Annotated in this window: 14 protein-coding genes and 1 pseudogene; 5 read left to right on the top strand and 10 right to left on the bottom strand. The window is 58.6% G+C overall.

Annotated elements, in window-relative coordinates; translation table 11 throughout:
• Positions 1-184 precede the first annotated feature (184 nt).
• Together H0921_RS16765 and H0921_RS16760 are read left to right on the top strand one after the other, a co-directional pair.
• A complete protein-coding gene (locus tag H0921_RS16765; RefSeq protein ID WP_194539677.1) occupies positions 185-922 on the top strand; it encodes an RluA family pseudouridine synthase in 738 nt (245 codons plus the stop codon).
• A gap of 87 nt (positions 923-1009) precedes the next feature.
• Positions 1010-1993 carry a DedA family protein gene (locus H0921_RS16760; protein WP_194539676.1) on the top strand — a complete coding sequence of 328 codons (984 nt, stop codon included), beginning with the start codon at positions 1010-1012 and terminating at the stop codon, positions 1991-1993.
• Here the strand turns inward: H0921_RS16760 and H0921_RS16755 are convergent.
• From H0921_RS16755 to H0921_RS16715, 10 genes and pseudogenes are all read right to left on the bottom strand, one after another.
• The gene (locus tag H0921_RS16755) at positions 1932-3347 is read right to left on the bottom strand and encodes an NAD(+)/NADH kinase (protein WP_194539675.1); all 1416 of its coding nucleotides are present in this window, start codon (positions 3345-3347) and stop codon (positions 1932-1934) included. The two genes, H0921_RS16760 and H0921_RS16755, sit on opposite strands and share 62 nt — an antisense overlap.
• Before the next feature lie 189 nt (positions 3348-3536).
• Positions 3537-3719 carry a hypothetical protein gene (locus tag H0921_RS16750; RefSeq protein ID WP_194539674.1) on the bottom strand — a complete coding sequence of 61 codons (183 nt, stop codon included), beginning with the start codon at positions 3717-3719 and terminating at the stop codon, positions 3537-3539.
• A 93-nt stretch (positions 3720-3812) separates the two neighbouring features.
• Positions 3813-4517, bottom strand: coding sequence for a DUF1559 family PulG-like putative transporter (locus H0921_RS16745; protein WP_194539673.1), 705 nt, complete (start codon positions 4515-4517; stop codon positions 3813-3815).
• A 509-nt stretch (positions 4518-5026) separates the two neighbouring features.
• A complete protein-coding gene (locus H0921_RS16740) occupies positions 5027-5785 on the bottom strand; it encodes an RHS repeat-associated core domain-containing protein (RefSeq protein ID WP_315851929.1) in 759 nt (252 codons plus the stop codon).
• Between the two features lie 252 nt (positions 5786-6037).
• Positions 6038-6571: a hypothetical protein gene (locus H0921_RS16735; protein ID WP_194539671.1), complete on the bottom strand. Its 534-nt coding sequence runs from the start codon at positions 6569-6571 to the stop codon at positions 6038-6040.
• A 49-nt stretch (positions 6572-6620) separates the two neighbouring features.
• Positions 6621-7118 carry a hypothetical protein gene (locus tag H0921_RS16730; RefSeq protein WP_194539670.1) on the bottom strand — a complete coding sequence of 166 codons (498 nt, stop codon included), beginning with the start codon at positions 7116-7118 and terminating at the stop codon, positions 6621-6623.
• Positions 7119-7171: 53 nt separating this feature from the next.
• Positions 7172-7801 carry an RHS repeat-associated core domain-containing protein gene (locus H0921_RS16725; RefSeq protein ID WP_315851928.1) on the bottom strand — a complete coding sequence of 210 codons (630 nt, stop codon included), beginning with the start codon at positions 7799-7801 and terminating at the stop codon, positions 7172-7174.
• Positions 7802-8658: 857 nt separating this feature from the next.
• Complete coding sequence (locus tag H0921_RS16720; RefSeq protein WP_194539682.1) at positions 8659-8826, bottom strand: hypothetical protein; 168 nt, start codon at positions 8824-8826, stop codon at positions 8659-8661.
• A gap of 46 nt (positions 8827-8872) precedes the next feature.
• Positions 8873-9172: pseudogene (locus H0921_RS18570) on the bottom strand (RHS repeat-associated core domain-containing protein); the annotation flags it as partial.
• On the bottom strand, positions 9055-12351 hold the full coding sequence (locus H0921_RS16715; protein WP_194539668.1) for a YCF48-related protein: 3297 nt from the start codon (positions 12349-12351) through the stop codon (positions 9055-9057). The pseudogene H0921_RS18570 and the gene H0921_RS16715, both read right to left, overlap by 118 nt.
• A gap of 639 nt (positions 12352-12990) precedes the next feature.
• On the opposite strand from H0921_RS16715, the gene H0921_RS16710 reads away from it, so the two are divergent.
• The 3 genes from H0921_RS16710 to H0921_RS16700 all read left to right on the top strand — a co-directional run bounded on the left by H0921_RS16710 (position 12991) and on the right by H0921_RS16700 (position 19391).
• Positions 12991-16635: a hypothetical protein gene (locus H0921_RS16710; RefSeq protein ID WP_194539667.1), complete on the top strand. Its 3645-nt coding sequence runs from the start codon at positions 12991-12993 to the stop codon at positions 16633-16635.
• A 144-nt stretch (positions 16636-16779) separates the two neighbouring features.
• The gene (locus H0921_RS16705) at positions 16780-17880 is read left to right on the top strand and encodes a hypothetical protein (RefSeq protein ID WP_194539666.1); all 1101 of its coding nucleotides are present in this window, start codon (positions 16780-16782) and stop codon (positions 17878-17880) included.
• Positions 17881-18107: 227 nt separating this feature from the next.
• Positions 18108-19391, top strand: a complete 1284-nt coding sequence (locus H0921_RS16700) for a serine hydrolase domain-containing protein (RefSeq protein WP_194539665.1) — start codon at positions 18108-18110, stop codon at positions 19389-19391.
• The last annotated feature ends 41 nt before the right edge of the window (positions 19392-19432 follow it).

Raw genomic sequence — 19432 nt, 5'->3', positions numbered from 1 at the left:
CCCGCGAGGCGGCAGCTTGGGCCGGCGTTGGGATAGTGTTGGGGAAGAGATACCGGAAAAGAACCTTTGCGCAGAGCAGCCAACGGTGTTCCCTTGGAAAAGACTGCCGCAGGGTGATGAGACGATTTGGTAGAATAGGATCAGGGGCGAGAACACCCGCCGGCGGCAGAGTAGGCAGGGAGCGATGGAAGGCGTAACGGAGTGGATTCTGCACGAGGATCGTCACATCATTGTGGTGAATAAGCCGGGGGGATTGGCGACACAAGCTCCGGCGGGGATACCGAGCGTCGAGGATGAAGTGAAGGAATACTTGCGGCAGAAGTATAACAAACCAGGAGGTGTGTATTTGGGGGTGCCCCAGCGGCTGGACCGGCCCGTGAGCGGTGTGCTGGTGCTCGCCCGGCAGACGAAGGCGGCGCGGCGGCTCCACGAACAGTTCCAACAGCGAACCGTCGAGAAGGAATACTGGGCGGTAGTGAGCGGGCGGGTGGAACCACCGGAAGGAAGCTGGCAGGACTGGCTGCGCAAGGTTCCAGAGGTGGCACGAGTGGAACGGAGTCAACTCGGAGAAGCCGGGGCCAAATGGGCCGAGACCCGCTATCGCGTGCTGGCCTGGGGGGAAGAGCTAACGTGGCTGGCCTTTTACCCCCAGACGGGCCGGATGCATCAACTGCGCGCTCAGGCGGCCTGGCGGGATCATCCCATCCTCGGCGACACTCTTTACGGCAGCACGCACAGCTTTGGTCCGGAGGCGGCGGACAATCGGGGACGATGTATCGCCTTACATGCCCGGCGGCTGACCTTGCGCCATCCGTTGCACGGGGAGTTCGGCCAGCGCTGCACTTTCATCGCCCCACTGCCTGGGTACTGGGAACCGTTGAAAGAACTATTTCCATCACTGCGGGAGGCTGCCATCCTGTGACGCACCTCAATGGAGGATGAAGCGGAGGAAGGAACGGGCCTATCGGGATCAGGCGGAAGACGGACGTTCACCCCGCGGGGATCAGCAATGTTGGAAAACTTCGACAAATACGGGTATGTGGGGATATTCGTGGCCTTGATCGCTGCGGGTTTCGGCTTCCCCATCCCGGAAGAGTTGCCAGTCATTACCGCGGGAATCCTCGTGGGGCATGGGGACACCAATTTACGCTGGTATATCATGCTGCCGGTGGTGATCGCCGGGGTTGTCACGGCGGATGGCCTGCTCTATGGAGCTGGGCGGCTCTGGGGACGGCGGCTGTTGGAGATCGGCTGGGTCCAGCGCCGGCTGCTCCCCCCGGATAAGCGTGAGCAGATCGAGCGCAATTTTGCTGCCCGCGGGATTCTCGTCCTGCTCGGCGCTCGTCTTCTCCCAGGCATCCGTACGCCCATCTTCCTGATGGCCGGCGTGCTCCGAGTTCCGCTCCTCCGCTTTCTCATCGCCGATGGCATTTACGCCATTCCCCTTGTGAATCTGCTGTTCTGGCTGTCCTACGTGCTGACCGATCAGGTGCTGGTGGTTTTCCGCCAGATTCAGAAGGTGCAGGAGGAGTATCGGCCGCTGGTGATTGTCGCGGTGTTGTCTGCCGTGGCCGGAGTGCTCGTGCACAAGTACCTATTGAGCCGGCGCGTGGTGGTCGGGGACCCGGCAGAGGTTCCGCCGCTGATCGCCCGGCCCGCCGAAGTCCTCACCCATGCCTTGGAAAGTGCTATGGAAAGGGTGACCCGCCGCAGCCACCACGAGGCACACGTTGAGCACCTGCCCCCACCTGCCGGACCAAAGGCCATGACCTCTCCCGAAGCCCTTCACCGGATGGAAGCCGAGGCCGGCCCGAAAACCCTCCCCTCCGCCGCAGCCCCTTCCGGCCCGGCAGAACGAGACGGTATGCCGACCTGTGGTGACAACCCAACGCCTCCGCTTCCCGCTGCGTCTCTCTCTGCGGGCGCCCCCCTCACTCCTTCGTCGGAAAGAGCGAACGGAGGAGGCGCTCCGACAAGTCGTACTGAGGAGTGAAAGCGAGTTCTGCCGCCGCTACGGCACTGAGGCGGATGTCCATCGTGCTGACCGGTCCGAGGGGATGGCCATCAAGGAAGCCGCGGACTGGCCGCTTGCCGCGCTCATCTAGATTGCAGATGCGGACATGGGCCGTTTCCGGCAAGGTGACCGGTTTCCAGAAATATGGCTGGAAGACGTTGGAACCGGCCAGAGTGAGGACCGGCGCGGACAGCGGCACGGGCGTAGCTCCCATAGCTCGTGCATAACCGGAGGAACCCGCCGGAGTGGCCACGAGCAGACCATCGCCGACCAGTTTGGGGATTTGAATGCGGCCATCGACTTCCAAGCGCAGCCAGGCCGCCTGACCGCTATCCCGCTCCATCCAGGCGTCGCAATACGCCAGACCTTGCTGGCGCTGGCCATCCGGAGCCGTGGTTTCCACCCGCAGCATCGGCATGCGATAGAGCACCAGTTCCAAGTGATCGAGTTCTTCGGGCAACTCCTCGTTCATCAAAAAGCCGAGAGTGCCGGCATTCAGACCCAGAAACGGCAGGCGTTCCCGCCAGTGGCGGCGGATGGCGGACAGCATTGTGCCATCTCCCCCCAGGACCAGGATGGCGGTCGGCGGTTCCCCCTGCCAGCGTTGGAAGCGCTCGGCGAGTTTCTGAGCCAGCGGATTCGCCTCATCCCAGAGGATACGCAGCCGGACATCGTCGAGCACGACACGCGTCTCCCGCGGCGCGGGAACACCCGTGAAAAGGCGATAACGCCGGATGTAGGCATACACCGCTTCCGGCACATACGGGCGAATATCCTTGCCTTCAAAGACCCGGCGGCGAATCTCCGCCGTGGGAATGTGATCGTCCACGCTCAGGACCAGGGCATGAGGCGGTAGATCGTCCTGTTGGGGCGGCGCCGAACGCGCATGGAGCACAACAAAGCGGCCCTGTTGCCACCAGATCGGTCCTTCTTGCCAGCGGCTTTGGATCAACGAAGCCCCTTGCTGCCCCCCCCGCACGAACTCGGCAGACACCACCTGCCACACTTCCCCGCGTTGAGCGTATGCCTCCGCCAGGAGATGATCCGGGAGATGCTGCCCGTGTTCCAACTCCGCCAAATCCACGACCACCCCAGGCAGGTCCCGGAAGGCCAGGTCTGCCATCACGGCCCGATGCAGCGGCTCGGCATGTTCCCCGTCCGGCGTCTCTGCACGAGGCACCACCGGACGCACGATCACCTCCGCGAAGCCAGCCTCGCGCAAGCGGCGGACCACCTCGCGGTGATAATTCGTCGGCGGATCAAAACTGCCCGTAAAAACAGCCACGCGCCGCCGGGACTGCAAACCCTCGCTCCCAGGGACATCTCCGCTCATCATCACCACCCTAGAATGGTCCAGCCTGATGATTGAACCTGCGCCGCGCCTGTCTGCTTCCATCGTATTCCGCCATCCCCTTGCCGCGAACGGCGCCCCAGGAAACGGTCCACATTCTGCCCTCTGCTGGCCATCCCACGATACCAACGCTGTCACCGCTTCCCCCCTGCATGCTGTCTTCCTCCTGTTTCAGAGTGCAATCCCAAACGCTGGCTGACAATCGAGGGGAATCGCATGCCACCCTTCGGCCATCGTGGCGACATGACTGCCGTCGCCGTTGGTGTCGCGGTCGCGGAGGATGAGGGCATCGACGTAAAGCGGCGACCACACGTACTGCACTGTGGTCTCACCGCCGGCCCGTTCCTCCAACATCAATAGTACGAGGTTCCAATGTGCGGTGTAATAGAATAGTTTGTAGCGACGTTAGGGGTCCCAAAGTTAGATTGAGCATTTCCATCACCAAATCTATTTTGCGATTAGAAGCATTTCCCGCACACGTTCAGGACTGAGTTCGTTGATCCTGAAACTGCCCCTACCAATCGTGCATACGAAGGGTCCATATCTGTTGTGCTTGCTGGATATGCTTGGTCGTGTCGGGTCATTCACTTCGACACTTAGTGTTTCCCAGTCGAGGTCCCTCGGCTCCATCCAATGCACCCCCAAACCCACCGCCTCAACAATAAGAATCGTTTCCTCATGGGGCCTCTGGATGTCGGAGAGCTTCACCGTCTGTGCACCGGGGAAAACTGTCCCAGGACCGACCACCACAAAGTAATTCGTCTGTCGCTTCCTCTTTGCCTTGGAATCGGCTGGACAAGCATAATAGAAGGGCATCTTGTCTGCAAGCCTCCGATTATTCGGTCCGTCCCACGGCTCGTCAAATCGGTATTCATGATATAATTCTGGCTCCAGGAACTCGAGCAACAGGACTCGCCAACTATGGGCTGGTTTCCCATCAGGACCAACAACATATGCCGGGGGTAAATGTCCATATTTATCATGATAACACTCCATCGCCCTGCCAATCCTGCGCATGGATGCCGAGCAAATAGCTGCCTTCATTCCAATAATGTGCTCTTGCATTTTTACACGAACAAATACCGACATTCCAAGTATCAATATAACCATTAAAATAATACAACATCCAATTATGAACCGCCAGCGTTTCATAATGAATCCTCCAGAATATCGCATCTTGTAAGGGATTCTTCTCTGGACCAATATTCTCTGCAAATTTTCCATATATCGTAGAACTGTCGCGCATTCACTCTATCCCTACATGTGTCAGAGTGTTTTGGCGCAGCACCTTCCTCTACTACTTGGCCTTCTTAGGGGGAAATCCGACAGGTGGACCGAAAGCGTGACTCTGATACCAAGGTATATCATCAGGGAAAAACACTTTATCACCCTTACCCCAATTGCCATCATCAAGATAAATGTAGCTACCATCCCGTAAAGTAATACGTACTGCCGTATGTCCGGCACCCCAGAATATTGGAATACAGTGAGCGGGCACGTTGTACCAACACTGGTTATCTACATCAATGAGTTTGCCGAGTACTCCTTCCTGACGCAACCGCGTCAAAAGTGCTGCATTTCTACGGTTATATTCATCCACCCATTCATAACATTTACCCCGAAATCCAACAGGCAGTCCCACTCAAACTGCGCGCCCTCGATTAATTGGGCAAAGCCTTTTTAACCTGCTTCTTTTCTTCATCAGAATACTGCGGAATACCGTCTATGTGGTGACCTAGAGATTTAACAATTCCTGAAACTCGAACATTATTCTTGCGGAACCACTCAGTTATCTTATTCGGATCTTCCCGCCGTTCTCCACCATAAGCGACAGTGAATGTTCGCTCAATTGCCTCTTCTACTTCATCGAGCGGAACCCAATACTGGCCGTGCTGAACATACCGAACGCCCTCATGTTCAATCAGCGTACCAATCCAGTAGGTGCCACCGTTCTTCCATAAAGTGACATAGTACCGTCGCTCAAAGTATACACTGTTACCTTCGATAACGATTTCATCCAGGCCGCTTGGATCGAGGGAGTTGATCGGGTCATTGCCGTGAGAGCGGTAGAGGTTCACATCCCCGGCGGCGTAGGAGAGGGGATCGAGGCTCGTCCAGCGGCCCAAAGTCGGCGAGTAGTCGCGGTTCCGGAAGTGGTACAGGCCGCTGGTGGCGTCGAACCGTCCACCTTGATGCAGGTGGACCCAAGCATAAGCGCTCGCCGACCGCACCGCCCAACTGGCAGTCAACACCGTGACTTGGCCGAACGGGTCGTAGATGTAGCGCTCGACCACGTTACCCGCGTTGTCAAAGAGCGCAGTGACATTATAGTTGGCATCCTGCACCACCCACAAGCGCTCGTCCAGCGTGCCGTCGCCGTTGGTGTCGCGGTCACGGAGGATCAGGGCATCCACATACACCGGCGACCAGAGTTCTACCTGCGAGTTAGAGTCCGCCACTCGAAACGGCATTAGGAGGAAATGACTTGTCTAGCCTCAGGGTATACTGGGATGTTATCATCAGCTAATGAAAGCATTGGAACAGGTTCTGCCGATACTCCTGACTTTTGTGTTAATGATCCGCCGTTCCACATTAGGGAGAACAATGATGCAGCAACATCATCCAAAGCAATAAGTTTTCCTTAATTACACAGAATCTATATTTCAGTAAAATCATAGATCTAGATTTCGATGGAGATGAGCAGCTAATTTCGGCAACCAAGAAATGTCATAACCTATTCGTTCGGCATCCGCCTTCCAAGCTTTGACAAAGTCGTCAAATTCCTTATCCACTTCGGGATAAAGACGCACAAACTCCTCGATAAATGACTTTGGACCTCCCACTAATGCGTGAAACTCCGTAGAAAAAAGTACTGCCCATTCAGCACGATCAGATATTAATACATTTTCTTCAACGACGGGAGCGGAATAACTGAGTTTACGATAACTCCCGTAGTCGCGCAGATCGATTTCGTAACATATTAAGTCTATATCATTATCTGACAAATCATGTATACGTTCTGTAAGAACACAATATCCTGTTGTATCACCCAGAGAGGCAGCAGCACTGCTGAGTGCTTTGAATTGCTGTTCAGTCAGTATGTAACCATCGGTAGGATAAAGAAGTAATCGTCTTTCAACGGAAGGTTGAAACGGTTCATCAAACGGACTGCATGAAACGAATAATTTTCGCAATTTTTCTAGCATGACGCGTGCCCCCAAACATATATCTCTATTGATTGTCCTCCGGAAGCATTTATAGTTTCAGGTGTGCTTGTCCAGGAATATTTATGTCAATAGTAGGAGGTGGTTTCCTTGTTACCTTATTTGGATATTTAGCGGCGGGCCGGAAAGTCAAAATAGTTCCATCGCCCATCTTGACGATGACGAGTTTAGGATCGTTTACTATGACTTTTCCACCAGCGGTGATAGTGTCGAAAAAGGCTCGAGCTTCAGATTGTGTGCCAGCTAATTCTCGAATGTTTGGATTAGAGCCAGGTCTTCCTGCACTGCGAAGGATATTGAACCCGTTTGCTTTGACTTGCTCTGCCAAGGCTTGAGCGGGAGTCTTCGCTATGGCCTTGACGGAATTATTGAGAACTTTTCCAATTTCGTCGCGAAGCTTGGCGATCGGCTCAACCAGCCACTGCCACATCTGTGGCAGTCGCTCCAGCGGCAGTTGCTCGAGGGTACTGTAAACTGGTCGCAAGACCGGCTCCAGCATCTCCAGCAATTGTCGATCCCTTGCCGCCATCCGGAGCAGTTCGTGCGCCCGATTGAAGTAATGTTTTAGCTTCCCGGCTTTCGCTATAGGTCACCGAACCACGGGAACATCCCCAACCCTGAGAGCACCGCCCCTGATATATCCCACCGCCAAATCGAGATTGCCATGTTCAGCCCGTCAGCGATCGGCGTCGGCTCCACAATCCCGATGATGTCTAGCGTCAGTTGGGCTAGATCGAGGACCAGTTCCCATTGTTGCGGTGTCAGCTTATTGAGGTTTTTGAGTTTGTTGAGCGCATCCTGGAGTGTGTTGAGTGTTCCCTTGAGACGATCGACCAGCCCACCTGGGTTTGATGCTGCCGGTACCAAGGCAAGCGTGACGTCATAGTACGGCACTACCTCCTCCAGGCCGCTTGGATCGAGGGAGTTGATCGGGTCATTGCCGAGGGAGCGGTAGAGGTTGACATCTCCGGCGGCGTAGGAGAGGGGATCGAGGCTCGTCCAGCGGCCGAGGGTGGGGGAATAGTCGCGGTGGCGGAAGTGGTACAGACCACTGGTGACATCGTACCGTCCACCCTCATGCCGATAGTGCCAATCGTAGGCTCTGCCACCGGACCGAACATTCCATTCCCCATCCAGCACCGTCGCCTGGCCGAAAGGATCGTAGATGTAACGCTCGACCACCTCCCCACTGTCATCCACCACCGCCGTCACGGTGAAATTGGCGTCCAAGGGTACCTATGAGCGACCATCGACGTTTAATGCGCTCGATCCTTGTCTGCTCGCCCTCGCCAATACTTAAGTACTGCGATTACCAGAACAGTTGTTCCTGGATCAACAAGTAGTCCTATCCAGCTAACAGATTTTAGAAAAGTAGAAGGGAAGCACAACAACCCGATAAACATGCAAAAGCCGCCGATGGGAGGTGCAAGTGAACTGCAGCGTCCTTTCACCCAATAGATGATAACTAGTAACCAATTGCATGCTACTAAGAAAATACCGGGAAACAGAAAACATAGTGATCCTGTCACCTGCACCCAATAGGCCGTCGATTCTACTGTCTGCTGTGCATTCATACTTTACAGATTACTTAATGTTACAAAACTATTTATTAGATGTCGATACATTACAAACTGTTAGTTTAGCTTACCTAATCATCCGCTGCCCCAAGATTGCCTTCCACCACTCCCACCATGGAGCACCACCGGTCCAAGGCATTACAACGTTGCCAGGATGAACCTCAATAGTAACTACCTGAGACAGTGAAGCATACCGATTACTCCCCCACCACTGCCATTTACCGGATAAAAACCAGCTTACAAAATCGGGTCGCCCCACCATAACCCACGATCCCGATTGGATCTGATTGCTACCCCAATGAGAAACGGGTAGCGTTGCTCCTGGAGTTGCAATCCCTAGGGTGTAGGCAAAAGGCGAAGCCCAAAATGCACCGGTATAAAGCGACCAACTGGCTGGTCCTAAAATTCCTGCAACCACTCCAACAGGTCCTCCTATGATTATGCCCATACATGCTTCTTCCCACGACGACAGTTGCGGGTCAGGGTTGCCGCTCATGGCGGTATAAGCTGGTTCAGATAATGCACCACCGGCAATAAAGCCTCCAATTCCACCAACCACAGCACCGGCAATCGCACCGGGTAACGCACTAATTCCAAAAAATGGCGCCCCCACGGTTGCACCAACTCCTGCTCCAACATTACCACCTGAAAGCATGCCACCAACAGCCCCACCCCATGACCAAGCTAAGCTGTAGGGATCGAGCCGAATCAGAGAGTTATTTCCTAGTGCCCGGTAGAGGTTCACATCTCCCGCGGCGTAGGAGAGGGGATCGAGGCTCGTCCAGCGGCCGAGGGTGGGGGAATAGTCGCGGAAACGGAAGTGATACAGACCGCTGGTGACATCGTACCGTCCACCCTGATGCAGATAGCGCCAATCGTAGGCGCTGCCTAATCCGTGAGGAAGCGAAGCAGCGCGGCAGGGGTCCGGGAAATCTCCGCTCCGGGAGCTGGGGCCAGTTGCAACACCGTCTGTCCAGGAATGACTCGGAGCACTTGTAAGGCCCACACTCCTCCCCGCGGCGGGCGTTCCAGACCGAGTTCCTTCCAGGGAATAGCCCATTCAACTACCCAAGCGTGTTCCTGAGCTTGACTGGCCAAATAGTATTTGGGGTTCCACCGGGGATCACCCGAGCAATCTTCGGCGGGGGCACCGCGTTGATCGATGCGGAAGCGGTAAGCCGTCTGGCCATCCCGGTCCAGGTCCAGGAGGATTTCGACCCGATCGCGTCCCCGCACATCTGCATCCCGCGGGCGAGGCCGGATCGGCTCCTGCCGGTGGCCAACTGGATGGGCACAGCGCACGGCCAGGTAAAGGTACTGATCATCCCAAGAAAAACGAGCAACCGTCTGCCAGTTGCGTTCGGAAATATTTTGGTCCGCTTCATACGAACGAAGCGGTATCGCTTCGGCATGCTGCCAGCAAGTGTCTTCCAGTTGGCCGTCCAGCAAGGGGCGAGTCTCGGTCCGCCGGGCAGTCACGATAGGCAGAGGCGGTGTGAGGAACCGCCGGGGTTCAACCAGCCAGACCTCCGCTGCTAGGGCAGCATGGGCCGGGTCGATTGCCGCCCAGGCCGAGGCTTTTTCCGGGATCGAAGGCAACCAGCGGCGTGCCAGTTGAACCGCTTGGTCCGTCCGGCCCAGATGTCTTCGAGCTGCCAAAAGACTGAGGCGGATAGCGGGGTCCTCTGCTTGGAGCGGTCCCCAAGCTGTCCAGCGCAACTCCTGCTCCAGATGGCGATGGAGGCGAAACAACGGCGAGCGCTCGTCCCAATCGATCGCAGTGAAATCCACTCCACGACGGTCGTTTGAAGCGGGATGCAGCCAAGTCATACCTGGGATTTCACGAGAGGCTGCCGCGGGTACGACGCCGGAATTCGGCCAGAGTTGCTGCTGGGTTTCTATGCCGACTTCGTAGCGCAATAACCAGCGGGCGGCCGCCAGAGCTGCAGGATGAGCCGGCCATTGCTCCCCCACCCATTGGTACAAAGCCTGGGCTTTGCGCCACTCACCGGCGTGATGACAGCGCTCCGCCAGCAGCACGGCCCAGCGCGGCGCCTCCATCTCCGGCAACTGCCGCAGTTCGCGCTGGCATGCGGCCAACCAGGATGTCTCGTCCACCCCAGCCGGACCCGCGGGAGAGCACAATCGTTCCAACCGGCGGCGCACCAGGACCAGACGCTGCTGTTCCTCGGTGATTTCTCCCGAAGCCCGCCAAGCCGCTGGAGGGCGCCGGGCTGCTCCTCCCGCGGTCAATTCGATTCCCTGCCAGACATCCGAGGGGGAAACTGCCGGAGTTAGGCGATCTGCCCCTCCCCCTGCCGATGCTCCTGACCTCACGTCGGAGCGCCGGTGGGCGACCAGCGTCCATCCTCGCCGCGGCCAAGGGAAGCGGCCGATGTGCCGAGCGGCCTCTGCGATCATATCCGCCGGGGCCTCGCCTACGTGGGGATGCACTGCTGTCGCTTCCAGAGGGCTGGTAACGCTGCCCGACCCAGAAGCCGATGAATCCACGCTGTCATCCACCCCAAGGGTCAGGGCGTAGAGTCGCCGGGCTGCCCAGGGTTCCACACCCAAAATCCGCCACTGTTCTGGGAAAGACTCCGGATCGGCTGCTCGGCGAAAGGCCTCGTGAATTGCCTGGAGGATCAAACGCTCTCCGGCGGGACCACGGGGGTCGACGGCATCGGCTAGAACTACTTCTGGCTGCCACTGGCGAAGGGCGAAGACCAGCCGCCGCAATAGCGCGTCCTGAGCTGGTGCTCCCTGATAGCGGTCCCAGAAGGCGAGGAGTTGCCGCGGGGTCAGGTCCTGGGCGTGCAGAGGCAAGGGGAAGGCCCACTCCCGGTTCAAAGCCACGCCGCCGCTCTCCCGCCAGGCTTGCCGCCAGCGTTCCTCCTCCGCCTGCTGCCAGATTCCAGCGGAAGATTCCGTGGCCCGGGTCACCACCACCGCTGCACAGCGATAGCCCTGTCCGCCTCCCCACACGGCTACATGTTCCAGGGGCAACTGCTGGGCGCGAGCGTGCACACTCAGAGCTGCCGCCCGTGTTCCCCCCACACGCTGGACCTTCCAGGTTTTCCCGCCGTCAGTCGTCCCATGAATGACTCCCATTTCCCCCACCAGCCAACCGATCTGATCCGTGAGGAAATACATCCCGTGGATACTCAGGGGCACTTCCAGCCGCTGCCGCTGCCAACTCTGGCCGCGATCGGGGCTGTAGAGCACCACTCGGCCCGCACGCCCCGCTACCCAGACATGCTTGCCAAAAGCAGCACAGGCCCGGAAGTCACAGACGGCTAAAGCCTCTTTCGGCAGGTCCGGTACCAAACTGTGCCAGCTCTGCCCGCCGTCCTGGCTCCGGCGGATGGCTCCGCCATCCCCCACCATGTACCAAGTTCCCGCCCCCGGCATCTGACCGTCATCCGCGGCGGCATACCAGTTCCGGGAAGGCCCAGTGTCCCGTTCCCCGATCCGGACTCGCCCGCTCTTCGGTTCCAGGCATCCCCATCGCCCGCCCAAGCCGACGATCAACCCCTGCGTCCCGTCAGGTCGAAAGGCTGCTCCCCGACACAGCGGCCAGGCGGTTTCCGGCACACCTTGCCAGCTTTTGCCGCCATCGTGAGTGATGAAGACCCCGCTGGGAAATGCCGCACTGCCATCTCCCCAGACCACGCCATGCCGCTCATCGAAGAAGCGCACCCCATGCAACGGTGGTAACTGATGCCAACCTAGCTCCTCCCAGTGCCATCCCCCATCGCGGGTCTGCAAGATGACTCCCACCGCACCGACACCCAGTTCCTCGCGCCGACCCACCGCCCAACCGGTGTACGGCGTCAAAAAGTGCACACCCCGCAAGCTCGCCCGCGTTCCCGACTTCTGCCGCTCCCAGCTCTTCCCGCCATCCACCGAATGCCAGATCACCCCTTCATCACCCACTGCCCAGCCCTCGTCGGCATCCACGAAATAGATGCCGTAAAGGGTGGCATCTTCGTAAGGCGGCGGTGCTCCCGGCACCGGAGTTCGACCGCTCCCCTCGCCACACACTCCCCAGACAACAATCGCCGCTAGAATCACCCACCGCTTCCAACCTCTCTGCCAAACTGCCGCTCCCGCCTCCCTCACGCCGCGATTCCGTCCGCTGCGCTCGCTCTCCAATCGTGCATAGCGCGATTCCATTCGTTCCATTCGTCCTCTCCCTTTCCCACGTGGAAATGCCGCTAGCTTGGCCGAGGCCGCTAGTAAGGCCGCCGGTCGGAGACTTTCTGACTTCCAGGTCGCTGCCGCAATTGGGCGAACCGCCGGACGGCTAGTGTCGCATACTGCCACAACCTGCCTGCGGCTGCTCCCTAAGGTCTGAGATCGCTTATCCTCAAACTCCGCACCTTCATAGTCGAAACCTGCCGATCCCGCCAGAGGAATCTGCCCGCCCCTTGGAAGTTGGGAGTTGCCGATGGCACTGGGGTTTCCGCGCGCAGACCACGAACCATGCCGGCTTGTTTGTGGTCAGTCCGGCTTCTGCCTTCCACGTGACGCCAATACGGGTACAGGACGCCAACACGCAAAACTTCTCTCCAAGTATGGGACACCAACTCGCAGAAGGAGTGAGCTTCGGCAGGACTGGTTGACCCGTCGAACACTGCATACCACAATGGGCAATAGGGGAACTTTCCTGTCTTGTCGCTAATCCAATCCCTTACCCGTCCTGAGGGGAGAGGAGAGGGACGAATTCTCATGATGCCGGATTCAAGAGGCGGACATTCGCCTCAGGAAAGGCTCGCCATCCGGGCATTCCAAAGACTGGGGCACAAGGGAGGGGCATAGGGCATGTACGATCGTCGGCGTTTGGGATGGGGAATAGTCTTGATCGTGACGCTGGTGGGTTTGAGCCGGGCCGAGCCGCCGTCCCCCTTCGAGTTGGCCCGCGGCTTGCGCCAGAGCGGCCGAGCCGACTTAGCCCTGGAATACCTCCAGGAAGTGGAAAAACGCCTTTCTCCCGAAGATCAGAAGGCCCTGCCCCTAGAACAGGCACTATGCTTGCTGGCTGAAGCTCAGGAACAAGCCGAGGAAGGCAAGCGCGACAGCTTACTTGGGGAAGCCCGCTTGCGCCTGGACCAATTCCTGCAAGCCCAAACTAAGCATCCGCGCGCCGTGGAAGCCAATCTTGCCCTGGCCGACGTGCTAGCCGTGCAAGCTCAGGCCCAGCTCAGCCGCAGCTTGCGGATCGAACTCCCGCCCCTTCCTCCCGAAGGTTCGCCCGATTTCGATCGCATCATGCAAGAGCGCGAACGGGCTTTGCAACAGCGGCGGAAAGAGGCGGAAAAGGCCGCCCCGCTGTTTCAGGATGCAGCCAAGCGATACGATGAGGCGGCAAAACTACTCAAAGCCCAAGCCGACGCCGGCGGTATCTCTCCCCTGGAAAAGCGCCGCTTGAACCAGGAAATTTTTGACGCCGAATTACGAGCCGGTATCAACCTCTCCCGCCTGGCCGAAACTGTATTGGGCGACACCCCGCAAGATACCAAACTCCGCAGCGATCACCGTGAAAAGGCCCTGAAAAAATTCGAGCAACTCGCCACGGGGCCGTCCAGTGGCCGAAGCGCCTGGATTGCGCGCGCCTGGAAAGCGGAAACCCTCTTTGAAATGGGCAAGCCTAAGGAAGCGGAAGCCGAATTCGCCGCCATCCTCAAGACCAATCTGGCAGAGGCCTTGGATGGGAAGCGGTTGGCCGAGTTCTTCCAGTTGCGCAGGGATTATCTGAACGCCTTGCGGGAACGCAATCCTACACAATTGGAAACGGTGGCCTCACGCCTGCGGCAGTGGCTGGAGCGTTATGGGCAGCGTCGCCGCGTCTCGTCCCAGGATGAACAGTGGGCCGTCCGTTTCTATTTGGCCTTCACCCTCCAAGTCCGTGCCGACTTGCTCCTGCCTGCTCCGCCCAAAGGGGGCGGCAAAATGCCGGAATTGCCACCCCGCGCCCGCGCCCTGTACCAGGAAGCCGAAAAACATTACCGCCTCCTCAGCCAGCAACCCAACGACTACCAGGGCCGGGCCGAGCGCTACCGCCTCTATGTCCTGCGGAGGCTCATCGGCGAAACGGTGCGGCCGATCCAACAATACCAGACCTTCGAGGAAGCCCATGTGGCCGCCATCGTCCAACTGGCCCGCTTGCGTGAGCTGGAAGAACAAAGCGCTGGCTCCGAGTCTCGCTGGCAAGAACGAGTCCGGGAGCTGAAGGACCAAGGGCGTGCCTGGGCCTTGTTGGGTGCGGAACTCCAGCGGCGCGCCGCCGCTCTCCGGCTCACGGCTCAACGCCGGATCGTGGTGACCCTCCTGGAACGTGCCCACCAACTCGCCACACTCCAGGACAACCCGAATGATGTCATGGATAACATGCTGCGCCTGGTCTTCTTCTATCTCACCAGCGGCGAACCTCAGCGGGCTGCAGTTCTAGGCGAACACATCGCCCGCCATATGCGAGCACCCAGCCATAAACTGGCTGCTGCCGGCCTGCTCGCTATCAATGGTTATCTCGCTGCCACGGCCCATCTCAAGCCTGATCTGTCTGACCCGACCGCGGCCCAGCAATTCCAGGAACAACTGCAACGGCTCCGCCAAATTGACCGTAGCCATGCCCTGCGCCTGGCCCAGTATCTCGACCAGCGTTTCCCGGATGAACCGATTACCGATGCGATCCGCCTGCGTCTGGCCCTTCTGCTCATCGATGACCACCAGGAACGCGAAGCCTACAAGCTCATCATCCGCGTCCGCCCCGGCTTTTCTCAAATCTCTCAAGCCCGTCTCATCCAGGCCTTTCTCGCTGTCAACCTCCTGACTAACGAACAGTCTCCACTTTCCGATAAAGACAAACAGGAAGTGTACCAGCGCACCGTGAAGGACCTCAGTCAGCTTCCCGTTCCTGTGGCGGCTGCCAGCGGTGAACAGGTGCGCGAATACTACCAGGTCCAGGCCCGACTCGGCCAACTCTATCTCCTCCAAGATCGTTTCCAGCCCCAAGCCGAGAAAAAGCAACCCGGCTACGAACGCGCCTTGGCCCTGGCGGATAAACTCCTCAAAGACTTGACGACCTTCAAAGGATTACAAACCAACCCACCGGACAAGAAAGGAACCCTCAACCTTGACGGTCGGGAAGCACAACTGCTCGCCCGCGACCTCCAGTTGCGTGCTAGCCTCATCCGCATCGCCCGACTGTTGGATCAGGAACCGCCCCAACTGGATGAAGCGGAAAAAACCCTCCGCCCCATCGTGGACGAGCTGCTCCGCCTCGGGCCTCTCCTAACCGATCAGCTCAAACAGTGGAGCACAGGCGAAGGCGATCCCGGAGACGATGAAGCTGTCAAACGGCAAAAGGCCCAAATCGCCAATTTAGCCGCCACCTGCGACCGGACCCGGCGGGAGATCGGCCTGCTCGGCTTCCGCCTCGCCGTGCAGCAAGGGAATATCGACGAAGCCAAGCGACGCCTCGAGGCTCTCAAAAAATTCGGCCTGACCATCGAAACCAGCCAGGACATGTACGAACAGTTGGCCCGGCAACTCGCCGTCCGCCTCTCCCGACTCCAGAGCCAGAAGCGCGAGGCTGAAGCGGAAGTCCTGTCAAAAGGAGTCCAACTCGTCCTTCAAGAACTGCGCAGCAGCCAAAACTTATCACCCCGCACAATCCTGTTTATCGCCCAAACCCTCGCCACCATCGGAGACTACGACAACGCCTTGCAAGAAGCTCGAAAAATCGAAGTCCCGAAAGTGGCGGACCTGCCGGGAATCGAGAGCAACACGGAGTGGTGGCAGGTCGATGTCACAAAAATTGCCGACAATCAGGTCCGCACTCGCTTCCAGGATGCCTGCCGCGACTACCGCGTGGCTACGTTGATCCAGGCCCGCTGCTTGCGGCAATCAGGCAAACTTCAAGAGGCCGAAGCGCTCCTCGTCAAGGCCATCGGGGATCAGAAGAACCGCGGCTGGGGCTTTACCAGTCTGGACCTGCGCCGCGAGTTGGCCTACACCTACGAAGCCCAAGCGGCGAAGGCTGCTAGCGAAGGCGACCTGAAAAAGGCCAATCTCCTGTGGCGCAACGCCCTCAATGAATGGACCACCCTTTTCCAGTACGCTCGCGCAGAAGTACAGCGACTCAACGAGGATACCCCCGCGGAACAAGTCCGCCGCGTCAAAAGCGCCTTCTTCGACGCCTTCTACGAAGTGCAGCGCGTCCTCATCGCCGCTAATAAACAGCTTCAGAAAGATCAGGCTCTCCAGCGCAGTCTGGAAACGGTGGGCCGGCGCATCGCCGAAATGGAAATCACCAACAAAATCGCCGAGCAGGAAGCCCAGGGCCACAGCATCATCCTCCCCGAAACCTGGAACCGCTACTACGAACTCCTTTCGAATGAACCGATCGTCAAAAAGGCCTACCAGGACAACGGGGGGAAACTTTTCTTGCAACCCCCACCCCAGTAAGCGGCGCTCACCGCTTCCACTTCCCTCACTCGTCAGGAAGAGCGGCTGAGCAGCATGGCCCTACAATGGCGTCACCGAAATAAAATAAGCTCATTCCACGGCTGATACGGTGTTATGATGGTCCTTCTCCTAGGAGAATCTCCGATGCGACATTCCCCGTGGCTGCTGCGGTTGATGCTCACGTGCGGCGGGTGCCTCGCCTTACTCTCCGGCTCGGTAGTGCTGGCTCAAGCTCCGACCCTGGATCGGGTGGAAATCCGGGACCGAAAGGATGGCAGCACCCGCACCCTCACGGGCAAACTGATGTTGACCAAGAACGGCCTGCAACTGGTCTCCAGCGACAAGAAAGCCACCCTGCTCAACTTTGAAGAGATTCTCCGCATCGAACCTGGCGATCTACCCGATGTGGACCGCATCTCTTTCAAGGCTGCCTTCAACAATGAGGACAAGAAGACGAAAAAGGATTACGATGCAGCGCGAACGACTTACGCAGATCTGCTGAAAAAGGCCAAGGACCCGGCCGCCCGGCGCCACTTGGAATACCGCCTGGCGCTCATTGCGACCCGCCTAGCTGATCTCGAAGCGGACAGCCCCCGCTGGAAAGAGCTAGCCGAAGCCGCCCTCAAGGAGTGGGACAGTTTTCTGACGACGCATACCAGCGGCTGGGAAGTCTGGCTCGCGGCCCGAACGGCCAGCCGCCTTCAGGTCGAACTCGGCCAGTATGACGCAGCCGCCCGCCTCTGGTCGAGTATTTCCAAACTCAGCGATCTGCCCGCGGATTTGCGGCTCGAAGCGGCCATTCAGCAAGTTGACGCGCTCTTCCGCAGCAAAAATTATGCTGCCGCCGCCAGTGCCCTGAGCGCTGCCCTCAAAGATGCCAAGCTGGGAAGCGCCCGCGACCGCCTGGAACTGTATGACCTGGCCATCCAGGAAGCCCGACAAGGACTATCTCCCGCCGCCATCGACAAACTGGCCAAGCAGATCGAGCAGCGTCTGGATAAACTGACTGATCCCCAGGTGCGAGCGACTGCTTTCAACATCTTGGGCGAACTCTATCGCCAGGACCCCCAGCGCTTGCGCGACGCCATGTGGGCCTATTTGTGGGTGGAAACAGTTTATAACACGGATAAATACGAGGCCCACAAAGCGGCGGTCCGGCTGCTAGACATCTTCCAGACCCTCAAAGATGAGGAACGCCTCCTCTCCCAGCGGGATCGCCTCCGTCAACTCCGGGAAAGCCTTTAAGAGCGGGAAAGTCTCTGACGAGCAAAAACTTTCTTCCCTGTGGCCATCATCCCACGCCATCCCCACAGTAGCAACAACTGCAACGCCGCACTCGGCCGCCTCGGTTGATGGACCGAAGGGAACAACTGCTTCAGCACTGGGTGGGAAAGCCACAGGATGGGTTTGATGTGCAGTAGCAAATGGTTTCACGGCACTCTAACTTTCAGAACTTTCGGGGAGATGGGATCATGACATCGTGGTTTTGGCTTCGGCGATTTGTGGGGCTAGCTCTGCTGGTTTGCGTACTCGCAGCGGCGGCGGCCTCCTCCTCAGGACAGCCTCCCCAAGCGCAGGGGATTCCGGCCCAACAGCCGTTACCGGCTCCGAAGGCGGTGCTCCATCCGGAGAAGCTCGCGGCCATTGCGCCGGCTCTGCAACGGTTCGTCCAGCAAGGGGAGATCGCCGGGGCTGTCACCGTGGTGGGGCGCTCCGGGGGAATTATCCATCACGAAGCGGTCGGCTGGCGCGATCGGGAAGCCCGCGCGCCGATGCCCAAAGATGCCCTCTTCCGCATCGCCTCCATGACCAAGCCCATCACCGCCGTTGCGGTCATGATCCTCGTCGATGAAGGGAAACTGCACCCGGACGACGACGTGGCCAAATATCTGCCGGAATTCAGCCGCTCGATGGTCTTGGTCGAACAGTCCCCCCAGCGTGTGGTACTCCGCCCCCCTCAGCGACCGATTAAGGTCCGGGACCTCCTCACCCATACGGCGGGTTTGGCCCCCTATCCCCCCGGCGTCAATGATGTTTATGTGCGGCGGCACCGAACCCTGGCCGAGACTACTTTAGCCGCCGCCCTTTCCCCTCTGCAATTCGATCCCGGCACGCGCTGGAGCTACTCCAACCCCGGCATTGACACCCTGGGCCGGCTGATTGAAGTGGTCAGCGGTCAACGTTACGAAGAGTTCCTCCGTCAGCGGATCTTTCTGCCCTTAGGAATGTATGACACGACCTTCGCACCCACTTCTGAACAGATGCGCCGCCTGGCGGTGACCTACGGTCTGGACAAAAATGGGCGGCTTGTACCCAATCCGAATACCCTCATCGCCTTGGTACCACAACCTCGCCATCCCGTGCCCGCGGGCGGCTTGGTCAGCAGCGGAGCGGACTTGGCTCGCTTCTACCGTATGATGCTGCGCCAGGGGGAACTCGATGGTACCCGCATTCTCAGTCCCAAAGCAGTCGCCGAAATGACCCGGCTCCAAACAGGTGAGTTGAAAACCGGTTTTGTGGAGGGCATGGGCTTCGGCTACGGCTGGGCCGTTGTGCGCCAACCGCAAGGAGTCACGAGCATGCTCTCAGCCGGCAGCTACGGCCACGGCGGCGCTTTTGGCACCCAAGGGTGGATCGACCCTCAGCGGGACTTGTTCATCATCCTGCTCATTCAGCGAACGGGTTTGCCCAACGCCGATGCTTCCCCGATGCGGCAAGTGCTCCAGGAACTCGCCGTCGCTGCTGTGTCACCCTGAGCACCGCCCAAAGACCAGCCGATGCGTCGCCGATTCCTTCC

The organism is Thermogemmata fonticola (genome assembly GCF_013694095.1).
GTDB classification, from domain to species: domain Bacteria; phylum Planctomycetota; class Planctomycetia; order Gemmatales; family Gemmataceae; genus Thermogemmata; species Thermogemmata fonticola.
Note: the sequence above shows the minus strand (reverse complement) of the source record. Positions and strands in the feature narration are given on the sequence as shown.

Coding starts and splice junctions, on each gene's coding strand:
- H0921_RS16765 (WP_194539677.1), top strand. CDS start 185: ATGGAAGGCGTAACGGAGTGGATTCTGCACGAGGATCGTCACATCATT.
- H0921_RS16760 (WP_194539676.1), top strand. CDS start 1,010: ATGTTGGAAAACTTCGACAAATACGGGTATGTGGGGATATTCGTGGCC.
- H0921_RS16755 (WP_194539675.1), bottom strand. CDS start 3,347: ATGAGCGGAGATGTCCCTGGGAGCGAGGGTTTGCAGTCCCGGCGGCGC.
- H0921_RS16750 (WP_194539674.1), bottom strand. CDS start 3,719: ATGTTGGAGGAACGGGCCGGCGGTGAGACCACAGTGCAGTACGTGTGG.
- H0921_RS16745 (WP_194539673.1), bottom strand. CDS start 4,517: ATGAAACGCTGGCGGTTCATAATTGGATGTTGTATTATTTTAATGGTT.
- H0921_RS16735 (WP_194539671.1), bottom strand. CDS start 6,571: ATGCTAGAAAAATTGCGAAAATTATTCGTTTCATGCAGTCCGTTTGAT.
- H0921_RS16730 (WP_194539670.1), bottom strand. CDS start 7,118: ATGGCGGCAAGGGATCGACAATTGCTGGAGATGCTGGAGCCGGTCTTG.
- H0921_RS16715 (WP_194539668.1), bottom strand. CDS start 12,351: ATGGAACGAATGGAATCGCGCTATGCACGATTGGAGAGCGAGCGCAGC.
- H0921_RS16710 (WP_194539667.1), top strand. CDS start 12,991: ATGTACGATCGTCGGCGTTTGGGATGGGGAATAGTCTTGATCGTGACG.
- H0921_RS16705 (WP_194539666.1), top strand. CDS start 16,780: ATGCGACATTCCCCGTGGCTGCTGCGGTTGATGCTCACGTGCGGCGGG.
- H0921_RS16700 (WP_194539665.1), top strand. CDS start 18,108: ATGACATCGTGGTTTTGGCTTCGGCGATTTGTGGGGCTAGCTCTGCTG.